16 protein-coding genes are annotated in these 17,778 nt (G+C 51.5%); 4 read left to right on the forward strand and 12 right to left on the reverse strand.

Features of this window, described 5'->3' with window-relative positions:
- Positions 1-34 precede the first annotated feature (34 nt).
- Positions 35-1,219 (forward strand): iron-containing alcohol dehydrogenase, encoded by a 1,185-nt coding sequence (locus FZ040_RS05135; protein WP_149171013.1) that lies wholly within the window; start codon positions 35-37, stop codon positions 1,217-1,219.
- Between the two features lie 614 nt (positions 1,220-1,833).
- On the opposite strand, the gene FZ040_RS05140 is transcribed toward FZ040_RS05135, so the two are convergent.
- Complete coding sequence (locus tag FZ040_RS05140) at positions 1,834-2,817, reverse strand: sensor domain-containing diguanylate cyclase (RefSeq protein WP_149171014.1); 984 nt, start codon at positions 2,815-2,817, stop codon at positions 1,834-1,836.
- A 210-nt stretch (positions 2,818-3,027) separates the two neighbouring features.
- On the opposite strand from FZ040_RS05140, the gene FZ040_RS05145 reads away from it, so the two are divergent.
- The gene (locus FZ040_RS05145; RefSeq protein WP_149171015.1) at positions 3,028-3,771 is read left to right on the forward strand and encodes a DeoR/GlpR family DNA-binding transcription regulator; all 744 of its coding nucleotides are present in this window, start codon (positions 3,028-3,030) and stop codon (positions 3,769-3,771) included.
- A gap of 132 nt (positions 3,772-3,903) precedes the next feature.
- Positions 3,904-4,056 (forward strand): hypothetical protein, encoded by a 153-nt coding sequence (locus FZ040_RS13960; protein ID WP_156033552.1) that lies wholly within the window; start codon positions 3,904-3,906, stop codon positions 4,054-4,056.
- Between the two features lie 36 nt (positions 4,057-4,092).
- Here FZ040_RS13960 and FZ040_RS05150 read toward each other — a convergent pair whose 3' ends face one another.
- The 7 genes from FZ040_RS05150 to FZ040_RS05180 form a co-directional block, all read right to left on the reverse strand.
- Entirely contained in the window at positions 4,093-5,742 is a 1,650-nt protein-coding gene (locus FZ040_RS05150) for a DUF4127 family protein (protein WP_439653908.1), read from the reverse strand.
- A gap of 70 nt (positions 5,743-5,812) precedes the next feature.
- A complete protein-coding gene (locus tag FZ040_RS05155) occupies positions 5,813-6,502 on the reverse strand; it encodes a hypothetical protein (protein WP_149171017.1) in 690 nt (229 codons plus the stop codon).
- 5 nt (positions 6,503-6,507) lie between these two features.
- The gene (locus tag FZ040_RS05160; protein ID WP_149171018.1) at positions 6,508-7,197 is read right to left on the reverse strand and encodes a DUF2225 domain-containing protein; all 690 of its coding nucleotides are present in this window, start codon (positions 7,195-7,197) and stop codon (positions 6,508-6,510) included.
- An 87-nt stretch (positions 7,198-7,284) separates the two neighbouring features.
- Positions 7,285-8,502 carry an ABC transporter permease gene (locus FZ040_RS05165; RefSeq protein WP_149171019.1) on the reverse strand — a complete coding sequence of 406 codons (1,218 nt, stop codon included), beginning with the start codon at positions 8,500-8,502 and terminating at the stop codon, positions 7,285-7,287.
- Complete coding sequence (locus FZ040_RS05170) at positions 8,492-9,214, reverse strand: ABC transporter ATP-binding protein (RefSeq protein WP_149171020.1); 723 nt, start codon at positions 9,212-9,214, stop codon at positions 8,492-8,494. The genes FZ040_RS05165 and FZ040_RS05170 overlap by 11 nt, the downstream gene beginning before the upstream one ends.
- Positions 9,215-9,236: 22 nt before the next feature.
- Positions 9,237-10,367: an efflux RND transporter periplasmic adaptor subunit gene (locus FZ040_RS05175; protein WP_149171021.1), complete on the reverse strand. Its 1,131-nt coding sequence runs from the start codon at positions 10,365-10,367 to the stop codon at positions 9,237-9,239.
- Positions 10,364-11,797: a TolC family protein gene (locus FZ040_RS05180; RefSeq protein ID WP_255448755.1), complete on the reverse strand. Its 1,434-nt coding sequence runs from the start codon at positions 11,795-11,797 to the stop codon at positions 10,364-10,366. Before FZ040_RS05180 ends, FZ040_RS05175 begins: the two co-directional genes overlap by 4 nt.
- 171 nt (positions 11,798-11,968) lie before the next feature.
- Here FZ040_RS05180 and recQ point away from each other — a divergent pair, with 171 nt between their 5' ends.
- A complete protein-coding gene (gene recQ / locus FZ040_RS05185) occupies positions 11,969-13,750 on the forward strand; it encodes a DNA helicase RecQ (protein ID WP_149171022.1) in 1,782 nt (593 codons plus the stop codon).
- Positions 13,751-13,820: 70 nt separating this feature from the next.
- Here recQ and FZ040_RS05190 read toward each other — a convergent pair whose 3' ends face one another.
- Genes FZ040_RS05190 through ftsE form a run of 4 tightly spaced genes read right to left on the reverse strand, consistent with a single transcriptional unit; the run spans position 13,821 to position 17,702 of the window.
- Positions 13,821-14,963: a S41 family peptidase gene (locus tag FZ040_RS05190; protein WP_149171023.1), complete on the reverse strand. Its 1,143-nt coding sequence runs from the start codon at positions 14,961-14,963 to the stop codon at positions 13,821-13,823.
- Between the two features lie 34 nt (positions 14,964-14,997).
- Positions 14,998-16,122, reverse strand: a complete 1,125-nt coding sequence (locus FZ040_RS05195; protein ID WP_439653906.1) for a murein hydrolase activator EnvC family protein — start codon at positions 16,120-16,122, stop codon at positions 14,998-15,000.
- A gap of 16 nt (positions 16,123-16,138) precedes the next feature.
- Positions 16,139-17,026 carry a permease-like cell division protein FtsX gene (gene ftsX, locus FZ040_RS05200; protein WP_149171024.1) on the reverse strand — a complete coding sequence of 296 codons (888 nt, stop codon included), beginning with the start codon at positions 17,024-17,026 and terminating at the stop codon, positions 16,139-16,141.
- Positions 17,016-17,702 carry a cell division ATP-binding protein FtsE gene (gene ftsE, locus FZ040_RS05205; protein ID WP_033171395.1) on the reverse strand — a complete coding sequence of 229 codons (687 nt, stop codon included), beginning with the start codon at positions 17,700-17,702 and terminating at the stop codon, positions 17,016-17,018. Before ftsE ends, ftsX begins: the two co-directional genes overlap by 11 nt.
- Between the last annotated feature and the right edge of the window lie 76 nt (positions 17,703-17,778).

Here is a 17,778-nt window from a genome sequence, read left to right on the forward strand (position 1 = left end):
TTAAGATCGAAAGTAAACAAAGGGAGGTTCTCTCATGCAGAATTTCAATTTCAAGTGCCCAACAGAAATCGTCTTTGGCCGCGGTGCCGAAGAACAAGTTGCTGATAAGCTGCGCGCTTATGGCGCCAGCCGGATTTTCGTCATCTATGGCGGCGGCAGTGTAGTAAAAACCGGTCTGCTCTCCAAAGTAGAGCGCATCTTGCTCGCATCCGGACTGGCTTTCCAGGTCATGGGAGGCGTCCAGCCAAATCCGCGCCTCTCACTGGTACGTCAGGGCGTGCGCATGGCCACGGCCTTCCATGCCGATTTCATTCTGGCTATTGGCGGCGGCAGTGTCATCGATTCCGCCAAGGCAATTGCCCACGGCACCGCCAACCCCGGCATCGATGTCTGGGATTTCTGGAGCGGCCGCGCCAAACTGACAAAATCCATGCCCGTGGCCAGCATCCTGACGCTGGCCGCTGCCGGCAGCGAGACCAGTGATTCTGCGGTCATCACTAACGAGGAAACCGGCAAAAAGGCAGGCCTCAACACGCCATTCAACCGCCCCGCCATCGCCTTTATGAATCCGGAACTCACCTTTACGGTTCCGAAGAAACAGCTCGTCTGCGGCAGCTGCGACATCCTTATGCACACGCTCGAGCGCTATTTCACCAGCGTCAAAGAAACCAATGCCTTCACCGACATGGTTGCCGAAGCCCTTATGAAGAATATCATCGCGCAGACCAAAATCGCTGTCGATGACCAGACCAACTACGACGCCATGAGTGAAATCATGTGGTGCGGCAGTGTTTCCCACTGCAACTTCACCGAGCTTGGCCGCTGCAAAGATTTCACCTGTCACAAACTCGGCCACGAACTCAGTGGCAAGTTCGACGTCACTCACGGTGCTTCGCTTACCACCATCTGGCCAGCCTGGGCAAAGTATGTATGGCAGGATGACCCGGAGCGCTTTGCCACCTTCGCCGAACGCATCTGGAATATCACCACCGGCACTACCGCCGAGAAGGCTAAAGCCGGCATTGAAAAAACGGTCGAATACTTCCGCTCGCTGGACATGCCGACCAACTTCACCGAACTCGGCATCGGCATCCAAGACAAGCGAAGCCTCGAATACTTGGCGGACATGGCTACTGCTGAAGACACCAAAAAACTCGGCAACTTCCATCCTCTGGACAAAGCTGCCGCCATCGAAATCTATCAGTTAGCCAATCACTAAATATGCCTTGTAAAAGGGACTGTGAAATTACAGTTTGCAGGGGAGTATTACCCAGTTCGTGTTCGAGTTAAGTCGCCGGCGGCGGTGGCCCCAGTACCAACGCTCCACCGGTGACAACCCGCTACAAGAAATTTTTGCCTTTTAATTAAGAGTTGGAAAACAGTTAAACGCGCTTCGCTTGGACGAAACTGCTTTTCCAACGAGAACGCAGGCAAAAATTTCTTGCTTCACGCGGAACGTCAAGGCTACGCTTATGGTACTGGGGCCCCCGCCGCCTCGGTTAGAGCCGGCACGAATTGCTGCTCCCTCGGAGGGTGAAGCTCGGGGAAATTCGCCACAGACTCAGCCGCCGCTAGGGGCAGTGCCATAAACGAAGCGTTTGATGTTTTCCGTGAAGAACGAAATTTTTATCCTCACCGTTCGTCGAAAAATTGCTACCGTTCAAGCGAAGCGCGTTTTGCAACTTTTTCGATGCTTAATTAAAGATAAAAATTTCGTTTAGGAAAACATCTCCCGCGTAGTGTTGGCACTGTTCCTAGCGGCGGCGAAGTGCTGTTTCGAATGAGATTCTTGTAACCTGCAAACTGTAATTTCACAGCTTCTTTTTTCGCTCCCTATTCGGCCACACAGCTGGTATTGCGCCCCTGTGCCTTAGCGGCATAAAGCACCTTATCGGCTCTGCCGTAAACATCAGAAAAACCTTCCTGATTGCGGACCATCACACCGCCGATACTGATGGTGACGCCCATCCCCAAATCTGCTTCTTCAAAATTTTTGACCGCCACAGAATTGAGCCGTTCACAGAAATCACACAAAAAATCATAGCCGGCAATTTTCGGCAGATAAATGCAAAATTCATCACCGCCCAAACGTCCTATGACATCAGTTTCACGTATCGATGCGCGAAGGCTTTCCGTGAGTTTTTGCAACACGCGGTCGCCTGCCATATGCCCCATCGTATCATTGATTTCCTTGAAGTGGTCCACATCCAGCATGACAAAACCGCTGACCGCACGTTCCGGACGCTCTTTGAGCATGCGTTCGATAAGGAAGCGCACCGTTCCAGAGTTGTAAACCGCCGTCAAACCATCAAGCTCCGCCCGGGCGCGCAGGGCTTCTTCCTCGCGTACTTCACGGGTGACGTCCATCAGGATTCCCACGGTTGAACACAAGTTTCCGTGCTTGTCATTAAACGAATTGCAGCGGACCCGGAATATTCCCTTGGTTCCATCCTGCCGGACTATCTCCAGATTATTCTCTTCCTTTGCTGCCTCCAGGATGCGCGGAATATTGTCTAGTCCCTTCCGGAGCTGGGGATTCCGCGTATTCCCCATCACCTTCGAAAACTGGAAGATATGCCTGGGAACGCCCAGCATTACCGAAAAATGCTCCGACAACAACAGTTCGTCATTAACCGCATCATATTCAAACATATACATATCCGATGCGCCCAACACCCACCAATAGCGTTCCTGCCGGGAACGAAGTTGAAGCCTCGCATAAAAAAGCTCCCCGAGCAGTAACAGGATGGCCACGCCCATCACTATGATTATCCCCCATAGTGCTTCATTGCTGAAACTGCCTACGATATCTCCCATAGGATCTCCTCATTATTTTCATCGCATTTCTTATCAATCTAAACTGCTTCTAATTTTACTACAAGAGTCCTTCAATCGCAAGGACTATTTTCCTATTTGAAAGTTTTATTCCCGTGGATTTCCCGCCCGCTATCTTTTCCCGTTTCTCCAGCTGTGTTATAATCTATCTAGATAACGGAACCATTTATGGAAAAGGTAGGATTTTATACTATGCACATGAGACACTCTCAACTTTTGAACATCGTCAACCAAAAGAAACGGGTTGCCGTCACCGAACTAGCCAAAGCACTTGACGTATCTGAAGTAACTGTCCGCAAAGATTTGAATCTCTTGGAACACAAAGGACTGCTGCGCCGCGAACATGGCTATGCTGCCATGACTGCCAGTGATGACATCGCCAACCACCTTTCCTTCAATTATGAGCGCAAACGCCTCATCGCACATCGGGCAGCGGAAAGCATCCACAACGGCGAAACCGTCATGATTGAGTCAGGCGGCTGCTGTGCCCTGCTGGCGGAAGAACTGGCGGCAAACCGTCGTGACATCACGATTATCACCAATTCAGCGTTCATTGCCGATTTCATCCGCAAACAGCCGAATGCACATGTCATCCTGCTCGGCGGCGAATACCAGAATGAGTCCCAGGTTATGGTCGGCCCGATGGTTCGCAATTGCGTCAAGAACTTCTACGTCAACAAGTTCTTTGTGGGCACCGATGGTCTCAACGAACAGGGCTTCATGTCCAATGACCTCATGCGCGCCGAAGCAGCCCGCGCTATGGCCGAAAGCGCCAGCCAAGTCATCGTTCTCACCGAGTCCACCAAGTTTAAAGCCAGCGGCGTTGTCTCCCTGCTTCCACTGGAGAAGATAAGCGCCGTCTACACCGACGACCAGGCCGACAGCGAGTCGCTGACGATGCTCAACAACAACGGCATTCATGTCTATCCCTATTGATTTTTCCTGCGGAAAAATTTATCGTCACCACGGTAAAAAGTCCTTGCGAAATTACAGAAACCTGTTATAATTGTTTCTTGTGAGTTGGTACTAATATGAACTTACAAATAAACAAACAGGAGGGAAACGATAATGCGCGACTTGGCAAAAGTCCTCGGTCAGGAAATTGATAGTCTTGAGTTCCGTGCCGCTTGGGAAGAGAGTTCCATGGAATACGATTTTATGGACCGTATTGTAACGGTATGCGCCCAGGTAGCTCGCAACGCGGAAAAGAACAACGGTTGATTCGTTGCTGAAATAAATAAGGCATCACTTCGAACCTTATCGAAGTGATGCCTTTTTTTTGCGTTTTTTGGCCGTTTCCTTAACCGACTGAACAGAATTCTTAAAGAAATGAATCTCTTTATGTTCACTGCGCGCAATGTCTGCCTCAAACATCCGGTTCCACGGGAAGGTCACCTGTATCTCTTCCAGGCTCTTAAACGGCGGCAGATTCTGCTCGGCAAACCGGGCAATCATCTGACTCGTACGGATGCCGACTGCCTTGCGTTTCTCATCAAGACTGCCGTAGTAGCCCTCCCCACGAAGCCAGCTCAGCTGGCGCTGCACGGTATTGCGTATATTGCTCTGATAGACCCAATCGTCAAGATAACGGGTCAATAACAATTCCTCAATATCATTTGGCTGCATATACTTGGTCAACATCCCGGCACCGATGACAAAGCCCGTGCTGTTCGTTGCCGTATTCCAGCCGGCATAAGCCCGGATTTTAAAGAGCAGGCCCCGTTTTCGAAGCTCTTCCATCAGTGCATTATCGGCACCATTGGCATAGAGGATATCGGCAATCCCTACGAGATAGCCCTTTTGCACATAATCTTCAACGAGACCGGCAAAATAAACGGAGCTGTGCCGCGCCGACGCGCTGTCATTTGACGGGTCATTTGCCTCATAAGTCTTGCCCTGGACATCAGTGTTGACCATCAGCACCAAATCAGCCCGCGCCGGGTCAGTAGTTAGCATTCCATTGGCCGCCGCCACCGCCGAACGGATAGAATCGCTGATTTTCTCATCAGAATAGGCTGGGACCGTAGCAGCCCCCTGCCCCCAATTGTATTTGACATAAACCGAGGGAACTTCCTTATGCGCGATATTCACCGCCCGTGAAATCAGCAGCATTCCCATTTCATCAATGCCCGCCATAATCTGGAAACGGGCCGTATCGAGGTCCTGACTCTCTTCAATCAAATGGCGGCTTTCCTTATGAGTCTGCGAATACGGGGCATTGTCATCCCGGCCCAGAATCAGATAATTAAAGGTATTCTCCCGGGCCATCCGGATGAGCTTTTCATTAATCGAATAATTCTTCTTCCGGCGGTCCAGCCAGTCCTTGAGGTCCGCTGCAGGAATCAATTTCTGCAGGAAGGCAGACTCTTTCTGCTCCCGCTTCGTCAGTCCCTTTAATTCTTCCTTGTCCTTGAGTACCGTATAGCGGAAAATATCGGAACCATAGCTCCGATAATAATCCGGTTCCTCACGCCCGGAAGCTTCGCCTGACTTTGGCGTTCGCATAATCGAACCAAAGACGTAAAGCGGCAGCTTGGGGTAAGCCTGATGAAGCTTGCGGAAGCGCTCGGTACGAGTCAAAAGCTCTGTCTCCGAGCAGCTGTGCTTTCTGGAACCAACCAGGCTGCCATACAGCATGGAGTCCGAAGAAATCACGGCTGCATCGGCATCGTCAAGGTTATCTTCCAGCCAGCCCCAAAGTTCCTCCGGATTTCCGAGATTCTGGCGGTCGCCAAGCAATTTGTCCGGTGGTACTACCACCTCAACGCCCAACTTTTGCGCCACCTCAACCGTTTGCTTATTCGATATTGGCCGGTTGTCATGCGGCACATAGATTATTTTCTGTACGGCAGACGTTTCCTTCTCCTTATGCCGGGCAGAAGCTGCTGGCAGTACCAAAACCATCATCAGCAAAACCGCCAGCAACGACAGAATTCGTCGTCTCAACGAATCGCGCTCCCTTCTTTCGTGTTTTCGTTTAGTCCTCCGTTTCATCCGCAACGAGCTGCATGAGCACGTTCTTCACAGAATCCGGAACATTGAGCTTGGTCTGGAATTCAATCCCGCCCTCTTTGGGCACAGCTCCCTCCACCTCGATGAGGTCCAACAGGCGGTAGCCTTGAAACTCCGCCTTGCCAAAATCTGAGGCAGCCAGGACTTTGCTGTAATCGATGTTTATCGTATTGCGATGAATATTCACCGGCAAATCATCCGAAATCTCGATTTTTCCCACCAAACGCTCCGCCATAGACAACGAAATACGCGAAAAAACCCAGGACATCAATCCATGCGAGGGAATATTGCGCTCCCTGACCTGATAAACCGCATAGGACTTATCACCAGAATGGACAAATTCCTTGATTTCGCCAGACAGTTCAATCTTGCCAACAGAGGTCGTATCCGTCACGATGTCCATGCGGCCATTCGCGTGTGATACCACCTTGAGCGCCGTTACCCGTCCATTGGCAGGAATCCGTTGTGCAATGGCCTCATTCACCACCTCATCGGGGACGAATAGCTTTCCCTGACTGATTTCCTGCAGGGATTCCCGATTCCAGGTATGCTGAATGACTTGAATCACCGGCCCATAATCCTGGACCTTTTCCTCAAGTTTTGACCAGTCAATTGTTTGCAGCTGTTCCTGCCAGCTGGCGGGTAAATCAATCATGTTCCTTATTCCTCCGAATCGCCGCCCTTGAGCTGGCGGATATCCTGCCACAAATCGCGGGCGCGTTTATAAATCTGGACTTCGTTGTTGCGGATGTTTTGGTCACCGATGATGCGGGAAATATACTGGGTAGATTTCTCATAATCCTTCATGCGGAAATAAATCGCACCAATCAGGTACATGGCCATCGTGTCCGACATGCCATTAATCGGATAACGCTCGGTCATCAGCGATTTATCGTAGAGTTCCGCCGCCCGTTTGAGCATTTCCATCTCATTTTCTTCGTCTTCGGCGTCGCGATAAATCCAGGCAAGTTCGAGGTAGAGTCCTGCACGTTTTGCCAGCGGCTGGTCCGTCAATTCGGCATAGAAAATCGCCAGCTTGAACGAGGCTACCGCCTCCGGTATCTTGCGCTCTTCCACAAATTCCAGACCCAATTTGCGCTTGGACAGGAATTCCTGGATTTTGCGCTTATGAAGTTCCGGAATCGTTCCTAAGAAAGTCTTCTCATCCGCAGCAAAACCGCATTTCTCACAAAACCAAATCTTGTAAAAATATGGGTTAAACCGCTGGTAATGAACGCAGAAATCTTCATCCATGCGTTCCATCAGCAGTTTGGACTTCGTCTTTACCACGCGCGTCGATTCCCCACAAATCGGACACGTTTTTTCTACTACAAAAGTAAATTCTCCCATAATGTCCCCCTTATACGAATTGATTCCTTTTAGACAATATCTTTAGCATACCACACCAATCTGGAAAAATAAATGAAGACTGATGCCTCATTCATACCGCAGGGCTTCAATCGGGTCAAGTTTGGCGGCTTTCCGTGCCGGATAGATGCCAAAGAACAACCCTGTCCCAACGGCAAACACAAACGAAATAACAATCGGTGCTACCGTGATAACCGTCTTGAAATTTCCCACCGTTGCGATAATTTGCGATACCGCGCAGCCAACTACAATTCCAATGATACCGCCAATGACACCAATGACCATCGACTCGATGAGGAACTGCGTCATGATGTTCATGAACGTAGCCCCCAGCGCCTTGCGGATACCAATTTCCCGCGTGCGCTCGGTCACCGATACCATCATGATGTTCATAATGCCAATGCCGCCAACGAGCAGGGAAATTCCCGCAATCGCACCGAGCAGCATCGTCAGCATCGTAGTGGACTGATTGACCGTTTCCATCAGACTGGTAAGATTGCGGACGTTAAAGTCATTCTCCTTGTCCCCGACCAGATGATGGCGCGTGCGCAAAAGCGTTTCTACCTCCGCCTGAACCTGGTCCATGTATTTCTGGTCACTGACCTGAATGTTGATGGACTGGACATAGGTAATGCCGAGCATGCGCTCCTGCGCAGTCGTGATTGGCACATAAATCATATCGTCCTGATCCTGGCCCATCGAGGACTGCCCCTTGGAATCGAGCAGGCCGATGACCTTATACGGCTGATTGTTGATGCGGATATTCTTGCCCACTGGATTCTCTTTGGCAAATAGATTCGATGCCACCGTCGTTCCGATAACCGCCACACGGCTTCGCTTATTCATATCATTAAGCGAGATAAACGAACCGTTGCTGACGGACAAGGATCGGATGGACATAAACTCGGGCGTTACGCCCTGTACCGTTGTCTTCCAGTTGTTATTTCCATAAACGACCTGATAAGAACTCGATACCGATGGCGAAACATAATCGATATTTTTTATCTTGTTCTTGATTGCCTCCGCATCATCGTATTTAAGCGTCTGCATTGAGCCGGCCGCGCCGCGGACACCACCGCGGTTTGACGAACCTGGCGATACAATCAGCATGTTAGAACCCAGGCTGGCAATCGAACTTGTGACATTGCTGCGCACGCCCATACCGACCGACACCAATGCGATAACCGCACCGACACCGATAATGATGCCCAGCATAGTCAGCAAACTGCGCATCTTATTGGCATAAAGGGAAGTAAGCGCCATCTGGAAGCTTTCACTAAACAACATCCATGACCACACCCTTTCCCTCGTCACGGGTTATTTTGCCATCGCGCACCAAAAGCTGACGGCTCGCACAGGCGGCAATTTCCGGTTCATGCGTAACCAGGATTATCGTGCGCCCCTTTTCGTGCATCGTCTCAAAGATTTCCATTATTTCCTTCGTCGACTTCGTATCCAGATTACCGGTCGGTTCATCGGCCATAATGATATGCGGGTCGTTGACGAGCGCCCGGGCAATAGCCACGCGCTGGCGCTGGCCGCCGGACAATTCATTAGGCTGATGGTCGGCACGGTCCCCAAGACCTACTGCCTCCAGATAGTATCGGGCCCGCTCCAGCCGCTCTTTGCGCCCCACGCCTGCATAGACAAGTGGCAGGGCGACATTTTCGAGGGCTGAGATGCGCGAGAGCAGATTGAAGTTCTGGAAGACGAAGCCGATTTTCCGATTGCGCGTAATGGCCAGCTTATCATCACTGAGGCCGGCCACTTCCTCACCATCAAGCTTGTATGAGCCCTCCGACGGCCGGTCGAGACAACCGAGGATATTCATAAGGGTCGACTTGCCCGACCCCGACGGCCCCATCAAGGCGGCAAATTCGCCTTGATAAATATTGGTCGTGATACCATCGAGGGCTGCGAGCTCCTCGCCACCGATATGATAAATTTTCCGGATGCCGGAAAGCTGTATGGTCGGATAACGATTTTCCTTTTTTTCCATAGTTTACCCTGCTTTCCTCACCTTACATCGGCGGTGGACCGCCCTGATTCTTTTTGCTGCTTGTTTTGGCTGCAGACGTTTTGGCCGTATACGTATTTACGACCTGCTCGCCTTCTGAAAGCCCGGAAATAATCTCCACGTATTCATCGCTGTAAATGCCGGTCTCCACATAGCGGTTTTCCTGCGTCCCGTCTGGATTCTTGACGATAACATAGGAACCATTCGCATCCGTCTTGAGCGTCGAAATAGGCACAGCCAAGGCATCCGGCTTTTCCGCCGTATTGATTTCAACACGAGCCGTCATCGCTGGCAGCAATTCGTTATCGGGGTCATCAACATCAAGCGTCACATAATAGTAGATGACGCTGGCCGACGTCGACGACGAACTCGACGAAGAAGAAGTATCCCAGCTATTGCTCGTATCCGTCTGCGAGATATTCGTAACGCGGGCCGTAAAGGTCTTGCCGGTATAGCTGTCCACCGTAAAGGTAGCCGTCTGGCCTACCTTTACACTGCCGATATCCGTCTCATCGACCTTAGCCTGAATCTGTTTCGTTGACAAATCGGCAATGCGCATGATGACAGTCGGACTGCTCGTCCCCTGTACCGCCATCGTACCCGGCGTCTTGGGCTCACCAATGACTACGCCCGACATCGGTGCCGTAATCGTCATCTCATTCATGTCCGACTGCGCTTCTGAAAGAGATGACACCGCCGTCTCATAATTCATCTGTGCATCCTCTAACTCCGCCTGTGTATTGGCACCGATGCTGTAGAGATAGCTGACACGGTCGTATTTCGCCTTCGTATTCGTCACCTTAATCTGCGCCTGGTCGCGTTTGGCTTCGTAGTCTTTGCCCTCCAGCGTAGCCACCGTCTGTCCGGCCGTAACCGTATCATTTTCCTTTACCAGTACGCTCTTGATACGTGCCGTGACCTTGGAACTTACCTCAACCGAATTTACCGGACGAATTGTTCCTGTCGCCGATACCGTCGATTTCATGTCCATGCGGATGACATCCGTCGTTTCCACCGCCGCGGCTTTTTTCGCCTGCTGCTGCCCTTGATAATATTTCCAGCCGCCAAAGGCTGCTGCCGCCAAAACCAGGACAGCTATTCCGGTCTTGACCTTCCAATCGAATCTAAGCTTCATTTCGTTTCTCCATCTCTTTCTGCCTGCTTCTGCTCTGCGGCCCGCAATGCCTCTGCCGTATCGCCAGCGCGTTCCGCTATGGACGACTGCGAAAGCGTCGCATCGACATCGTTTTCCAGATCACCAGCCGCCGCGGTTTCACTGGCATTCAAACCAATCCCCATCGCATTTTCTACCGTTGCCTTATAGCGCGCATAATCATACTGCGCACTGATCTGATTCAGCCGTGCTGTGGACAGCGCCTCCTGCGCATCGATGATATCGAGCATCAGGCCTTCGCCTGCACGGTATTTCTCCCTGGCGATATAGTAATCCTGCTCGGCCTGATTGACGGCATCCTTCGTAGAATTAAACCGTTTTTCCGCCTCGCGCATGCTATAGTATGCCTGACGGACCGAAAGGTCAATATCTTCCTTATCCTTCAGCAAATTGAGCCGGGCGATATCGTAATCCGTTTTGGCCGATTTCACCTCTGCCCGGGTGAGACCGCCATCAAAGATATTCCACGACAGGCCGACCCCCGCCGAAGCCCCATGACTCGACGAACTCGACGGCTTGTATTTTTCCGTCTGGTCGAGCCCCAGGCTGACCTTTAGCGATGGCAGATAGCCTGCCTTGGCGGCCTTTATCGCCTGCTCCTGCTGTTCGAGCTTATACTGGTCAACCAGCAAGTCCTTGCGGTTTTTATAAGCGTAATCGATGCAGTCATTCATATCGATGCCAAACACATCATAGGAAAAATCCGACGTGAGGTTCAGTGGTTCCGTGCGGTCCATATTCATGTAATTGCGCAGCGTCGCCAAATCGACCTCATAATTGTTCTCAGCCTTGATGAGATTCTGCTGGGCATTGCTGAGCTCTACCGAAGAGCGGATTACATCAATCCGCGCCTTAGCACCAGCGGAATAAAGCTGATTGACATTGTTGTAATGTTCCTTGTACTTGTCGACAGTCTCCTGACGGACACCTACTGTTTTCTTCGCTTCGAGCGCATTATAATACGCCTTGATTACATTGAGTTTAAGATTTTCGCGTTCGCGTTCCGTCTGCAAATCGGCCGACTGCACGCCAATTTTCGCCTGTTTAATCGTTGCCTGATTTTTCCCCCCGGAATAAATCGGAATAGAAACCGTTGCCGCTAATTTTCCCGACGCATCCGTTGCACCCGAATCCTTCTTTTCCGCATTGAGTTCACCAGTAACAGCAGGAGCAACACCATTCTGGATCTTGGCCTTTTCCAGCTTATATTTAGCAGAATCCTCGCCCTTCTGCGTGACCTTTAGTCCCGTATTCTCAGCCAATGCCCGATTGATAGCATCCTGAAGCGAAACATCTGCCGCATAAGCTGCCGGCGTCATCATAAACATAGCACCGGCCAAGGCCAGTGCCAGGTGGTTCTTTTTATTTTTCATGATGCGGTGATAATTCATGAAGGTTTTCCTCCTACAGGTTCATCTAAAAAAGTCTACTCTCTCTATTCTATACTTTACTACAAATTCCTCCAACTGTCTGAACCTATTTTATCAGATTATGATAAAATAGAATAGTTGCGTAAACATAAAGAAACGTTAAGAAAAACATTAAGATAGGAGCCATTTTTCATGGATAACCCATATTTTGACCAGGCACTGGAACTGTTGCGCCGCTTCTACGGCTATCGCAGCTTCCGCCCGGCACAGGAGCCAATAATAAACAGCCTGCTTTCCGGCAAAGACACCGTTGCCATCATGCCAACCGGTGCTGGCAAAAGCATCTGTTTCCAGATTCCCGCCATGATTTTTCCAGGGCTGACCCTGGTCATCTCTCCGTTGATTTCCCTGATGAAAGACCAGGTTGATGCCCTTGCCGAACAGGGCATCCCCGCCACCTATATCAATAGTACACTGTCACTAGCCGAATCCGACGCACGCCTCAACGCGATTGCCGCAGGGCAGTACAAGCTGGTCTACGTCGCCCCGGAGCGGCTCGATACCAGTTACTTCCAGTACATTCTCGAGCACCAGCCCATCTCCATGGTAGCCGTCGACGAAGCTCACTGCCTGTCACAATGGGGGCATGATTTCCGCCCGAGCTACCGTCAGATCGCACCATTTATCGCCGGACTCCCGCACCGCCCGCTCGTAGCCGCCTTTACCGCCACGGCGACACCGGAAGTAAAAGACGACATCATAAAACTGCTGAACTTAAGCGACCCGCAGATTCACATCACGGGCTTTGACCGTCCCAATCTCTACTTCGAAGTCCGCCGCGGCGAAGACAAAAAGAAATTCATCGTCAGCTATGTCAAAAACCATCCGGACGAATCCGGCATCATCTATGCCGCCACCCGCAAAGAAGTCGATAAAGTCTACGAACTTTTGAAGAAAAAGAAACTTGCCGTCGGCCGCTATCATGCCGGTCTTACCGAAAAACAGCGCACCAAGGCACAGGATGATTTCCTCTACGATAACGTTCAGGTCATCGTGGCCACCAACGCCTTCGGCATGGGAATCGACAAAAGCAACGTCCGCTACGTCATCCACTACAACATGCCCAAAAACATCGAAGCCTACTATCAGGAAGCAGGCCGCGCCGGGCGCGATGGCGAACCGGGCACCTGCATCCTGCTCTTTTCCCCGCAGGACCCCATGACGCAAAAATACCTCATCGATGTATCGGTAGAAGACCCGCAGCGCAAAGCCCACAATCTCGGCCGCCTGCAGAAAATGGTCGACTACTGTCATACCCCGGAATGCCTGCGCCATTTCATCATCCATTATTTCGGCGATAACACCGCCCCCGAAACCTGCGGCAACTGTGGCAACTGCAAAGCCGGTCTTGAGCGCGTTGACGTCACCATCGACGCCCAAAAGGTTTTCTCGTGCATCTACCGCATGCGCGAACGCTTCGGGCTGACGCTGGTCGCTCAGGTTCTCAAAGGTTCCAACGATAAACGCGTCAAACAGTTCCATTTTGAAGAACTCTCCACCTATGGTCTCATGAAAGAACGCAGCCTTGCCGATATAAAACTTCTTATTCAGCGCTTTATCGCCACCGACTATCTGGCCCTTACCGAAAGCCAGTATCCAGTACTCACCTTACAGCCCAGCGCCTATGCCGTGCTCAAAGGACAGGAAAAAGTCTATCAGGCCGTGCCGAAACCAGAACAGGAAAAAGAACCGGCTGCTCCGGAACTCTTTGATTACCTCCGCGCCCTGCGCAAAGAAATTGCCGCCCGTGACCACATCCCGCCATACGTGGTATTCTCCGATGCCACCCTGCGCGACATGTGCCGCGTCCAGCCCGAAACACTCGACGAAATGCTAAGCGTAAAAGGCATCGGCGAATTAAAGCTGGAAAAATACGGCGAAGCTTTCCTGGAATGTATTCGTGAACATCGGTAATACTGTAATTAAAAAGGACCGCTGACTCTCTTTTGAGTCAACGGTCCTTCTCATTCTCAGCACTGCTGTTTTACAATTTTCCCTGCAATACTTCTTTTGCTTTTTCCAGCTGAACATCGGAAGCATCACCTTCGTGGAAATCTACTTCTACATCCGGCTCGATGCCGATACCGTCGATGCAGCGGCCATTTGGTGTGTAGTACTTGGCAATGGTGAGTTTCAACCCGTCATCTTCAAACAGCGGAACGACCACCTGTACCGACCCTTTGCCGTAGGATTTCGTTCCTACCAGCGTACCGGCTCCCGTGTCCTGCAGGGCACCAGCCAGGATTTCCGAGGCACTGGCACTGTTGCCATCAATCAGCACCACCACAGGAACCTTCGGCGCTTCGAGCTCCGAGTCGTGTTCTTCCTTAGAACCATCGCGCTGTACGACCGAAACAATCGGCCCCTTTGGTACGAGCATATTCGCTACTTCGACACAGCTCTTGATGAGTCCGCCCGGATTCTCACGCAAATCGAGGACCAGCCCTTTCATGCCAGCTTCCTCAAGCTTCTGGAACTCCTCTTGGAACTCTTTGCCTGTATTCTCCCCAAATGACGCGATGCGGATATAGCCCATCTCGGTTCCCTCAATCATTTTGCCTTTCGCTGAACGAATCGTAATGGTATCGCGCTTGATGGTATAATCTTCATCCTCACTGCCTGCCCGATGGATTGTCAGCTTGACATCCGTGCCGACTTCGCCACGGATGTGCATGGAGACTTCCTCCGGCTGGTATTCGGTAACGGGGACATCGTCCACCGCTACAATCTCATCGTTGGCCTTGAGGCCTGCCGCCTCGCCTGGCGTCCCCTCGAGAACCGAGACAATCGTGACTTTGTTGTCCTTGAAGCCCATCGTCACGCCAATGCCGCCGAAGGCACCTGCCGTATGTTCCTTGAGAGATTTGTACATATCCGCCTTCATGTAAATGGAATGCGGGTCACCGAGGGATTTGACCATGCCATCGATAGCACCATCCATGAGTGCCTGCGAATCGACATCACTCACATACCGCAGCTCAATCATCCGCTTAACGCCCAGGAAACGAACCATATCGAGCGTCCGCTGTCCATCGAGCCCTAGCAGGGACGCCAGTCCCATCAGCGTCAACAAACTGGAGATAAGGGCAGTCGCCACGATTCCCAGGACGATTTTCTTTTTCTTCAAACTATGCACCTTCTATCTATTGACCGGTCAAGTGTTACAAGTAGTTATACGGACTTACGGGTTCGCCGCCGCTTCTTACCTCGAAGTGGCAATGGGGACCGGTACTGTTGCCCGTTGAGCCGCAGTAGGCAATCGTCTCGCCCTGACTGACCTGCTGGCCAGCTGACACCGCCAGCGACTGGTTATGCCCATAAAGGGTCGTGATACCGCCGCCATGGTTGATGATAACGGTGTTGCCATAACCGGAAATCCAGCCGGCGTATTCAACGGTGCCAGACTGCGCCGCCGCAATCGGCGTGCCGTAATCGGCGCCAATGTCGATGCCGCTGTGGTATTTGCGCGTTCCCGAAATCGGATGGGTACGCCAGCCGAATTCGGAAGTCACCGTACCGCCCACCGGCCAAATCATCGAACCATCACCCGATACCGGCAGATTTGCCATACTGCTTCGTTGGAGCATCAGGGCAATCTGTTTGGAAGCCGCCATGAGTTCGTCGTACTCGCGGTCGACCGTCGCCTTATCAGACTTCATTTTGTCAATGAGTTCCTGCCGGCGGCGAACCTTCTCCTCCATAACCTGCTTGGCCTGACGGGCCTTTAATTCCTGTTCCTCGCGGATTTTTTTATCCTTTTCGAGACTGGCCTGAGTGGCCTCGATATCCTTCTTTTCATCGAGAACGCCATGCACCAGGTCATAATCCTGGCGAATGATTTTCTTGAGTAAATCCATGCGGGTCATAAAGTCCGAAAAATCCTTGGCCCCAAACAGCACATCCAGATACGAAATCTGGCCATTGATATAGATATCGCGAACGCGTTTGGCCAGTCGCGCGCTTTTTACTTCATAATCTGCCTTGACTTCTTTTAGCCGCACTTCGTTATCGGCCATGCGCGCGGTCGTCTCGTCAAACGCTTCTTTGAATTTTTTGTGTTCGTTTATTGCCGCCTCGGCTTCTTCATCGAGCAGACGCTTTTCCTCCGACAGGGATTCGAGCTTTTGCGACAGCGCCTCACTGGCCGCTTTCTTCTGCTCGGCCTTGCGCTCATAGTCGGCCTTGTCATCCTCGAGCGAAGCCAGCGCCGTTTGCGCTGGCACCGTCATAAAACAGTTCACGGCAAGCATTGCCGCCGTCATCCGTTCCACAGTTTTCTTCTTCATCGTCTTCCTCCCAGCCTCATGCCTTCAGGAACCGCTTCAGGGAAATCGCTGACCCCAAAGCGCCGATTATCATGCCGGATAATACGATGACTACCGTAATATAATTCATAAACGGATACTGCGGCATCAACGGGAAAAATGCCAGCGTGCTGTAAATTTTCGCCGCCATCGCCGCATAGAAGCTGCGCAAGGATACCGCGGCGATGACACCGCCGACAAAGCCGAGCACGACGCCTTCAAGCATAAACGGCCAGCGGATAAACCAATCCGTTGCCCCGACGTATTTCATGATAGCAATTTCCTTGCGGCGGGCAAATACCGTCAGCCGGATCGTATTGGATATGATGAAGAGCGTTGCTCCTGCCAACAGCACCATAAGTGCCAGGCCGAACAAGCGGATAAGCCGCGTGATATCAAAGAGATGCTGCACGACGTCCTGTCCATATTTGGCCGACTCGACACCATCCATCTTTTCGATGACCTTGGCGGCCGTTTCAACCATATCGGGATGCGATACCGTGATTTCAAAGGCATTTGGCAATGGATTCTTATCCCCCAACGCCTCCAGCAGATATTTCTGGTCACCCAGGCGCTCGGACAAGCGCTCCTTTGCCTCTTCCCGGCTCACGTATTTCACCGATTCAATGCCCTGCATCTTCTCGATGTCCTGCTTGATCTCCTCACGCTGGCTCGGCATCACCTTGTCTTCGAGATAAACGCTGATTTGTACCTCGGACTCCAAGGTCGAGGCCAGCCGGTTCATATTGAGCACGAGCGTCAGGAAGACCCCCAGTACAAACAAGGATACGGCCACGGTACCGATTGAGGCGAATGACATCCAGTTGTTGCGCTTCAGCGAACGGGCAACCTCCTGGATATAGTATTCCCCATTCCTAAGCTTCATAGCCATAGCCTCCTCTCAGCTGGTCGCGGACGATTTGCCCGTTTTCGATGGCAATGACGCGCTTTTTCATCGTATCGACAATCGCCCGGTCATGGGTAGCCATGACAATCGTCGTTCCCGCCTTATTGATGCGCTTGAAAATATCCATGATATCCCAGCTGGTATCCGGGTCAAGATTGCCCGTCGGCTCATCGGCGATGACGATCGCCGGATCGTTGACAATCGCCCGGGCAATCGCCACGCGCTGCTGCTCACCACCCGAAAGCTGCGAGGGAAAGCATTTATACTTATCCCGCAGCCCTACGACATCGAGCACCGAATTGACGCTTCGCTGCATCAGGCGGCGCGGTGCCTCGATAACCTGCATGGCAAACGCCACATTCTCGAACACCGTCTTATCGGGCAGCAGGCGGTAATCCTGGAAGATAACACCAAGCTCGCGGCGCAGATACGGAACCTCACGGTGCTCCATATGCACGACATCGTGGCCATTGACCATCAGCTTGCCGCTGGTTGGAAGCTCCTCGCGGAACAACATCTTGATAAACGTCGATTTGCCGGCACCACTAGCACCAACGATAAAGACAAATTCGCCCTTCTTGATATCGACATTGACATGGTCTAATGCGACCGTGCCCGTATCGTATTGCTTACAAATATTGCGCATATGTATCATAAGAATCTCATCCTTTACATACTTATACTGTTCAAAAAACACTATTTTTTATTTTACCATACATATCTTAAAATTA

The organism is Pseudoselenomonas ruminis (genome assembly GCF_008271295.1).
Classification (GTDB): Bacteria; Bacillota; Negativicutes; order Selenomonadales; family Selenomonadaceae; genus Selenomonas_A; species Selenomonas_A ruminis.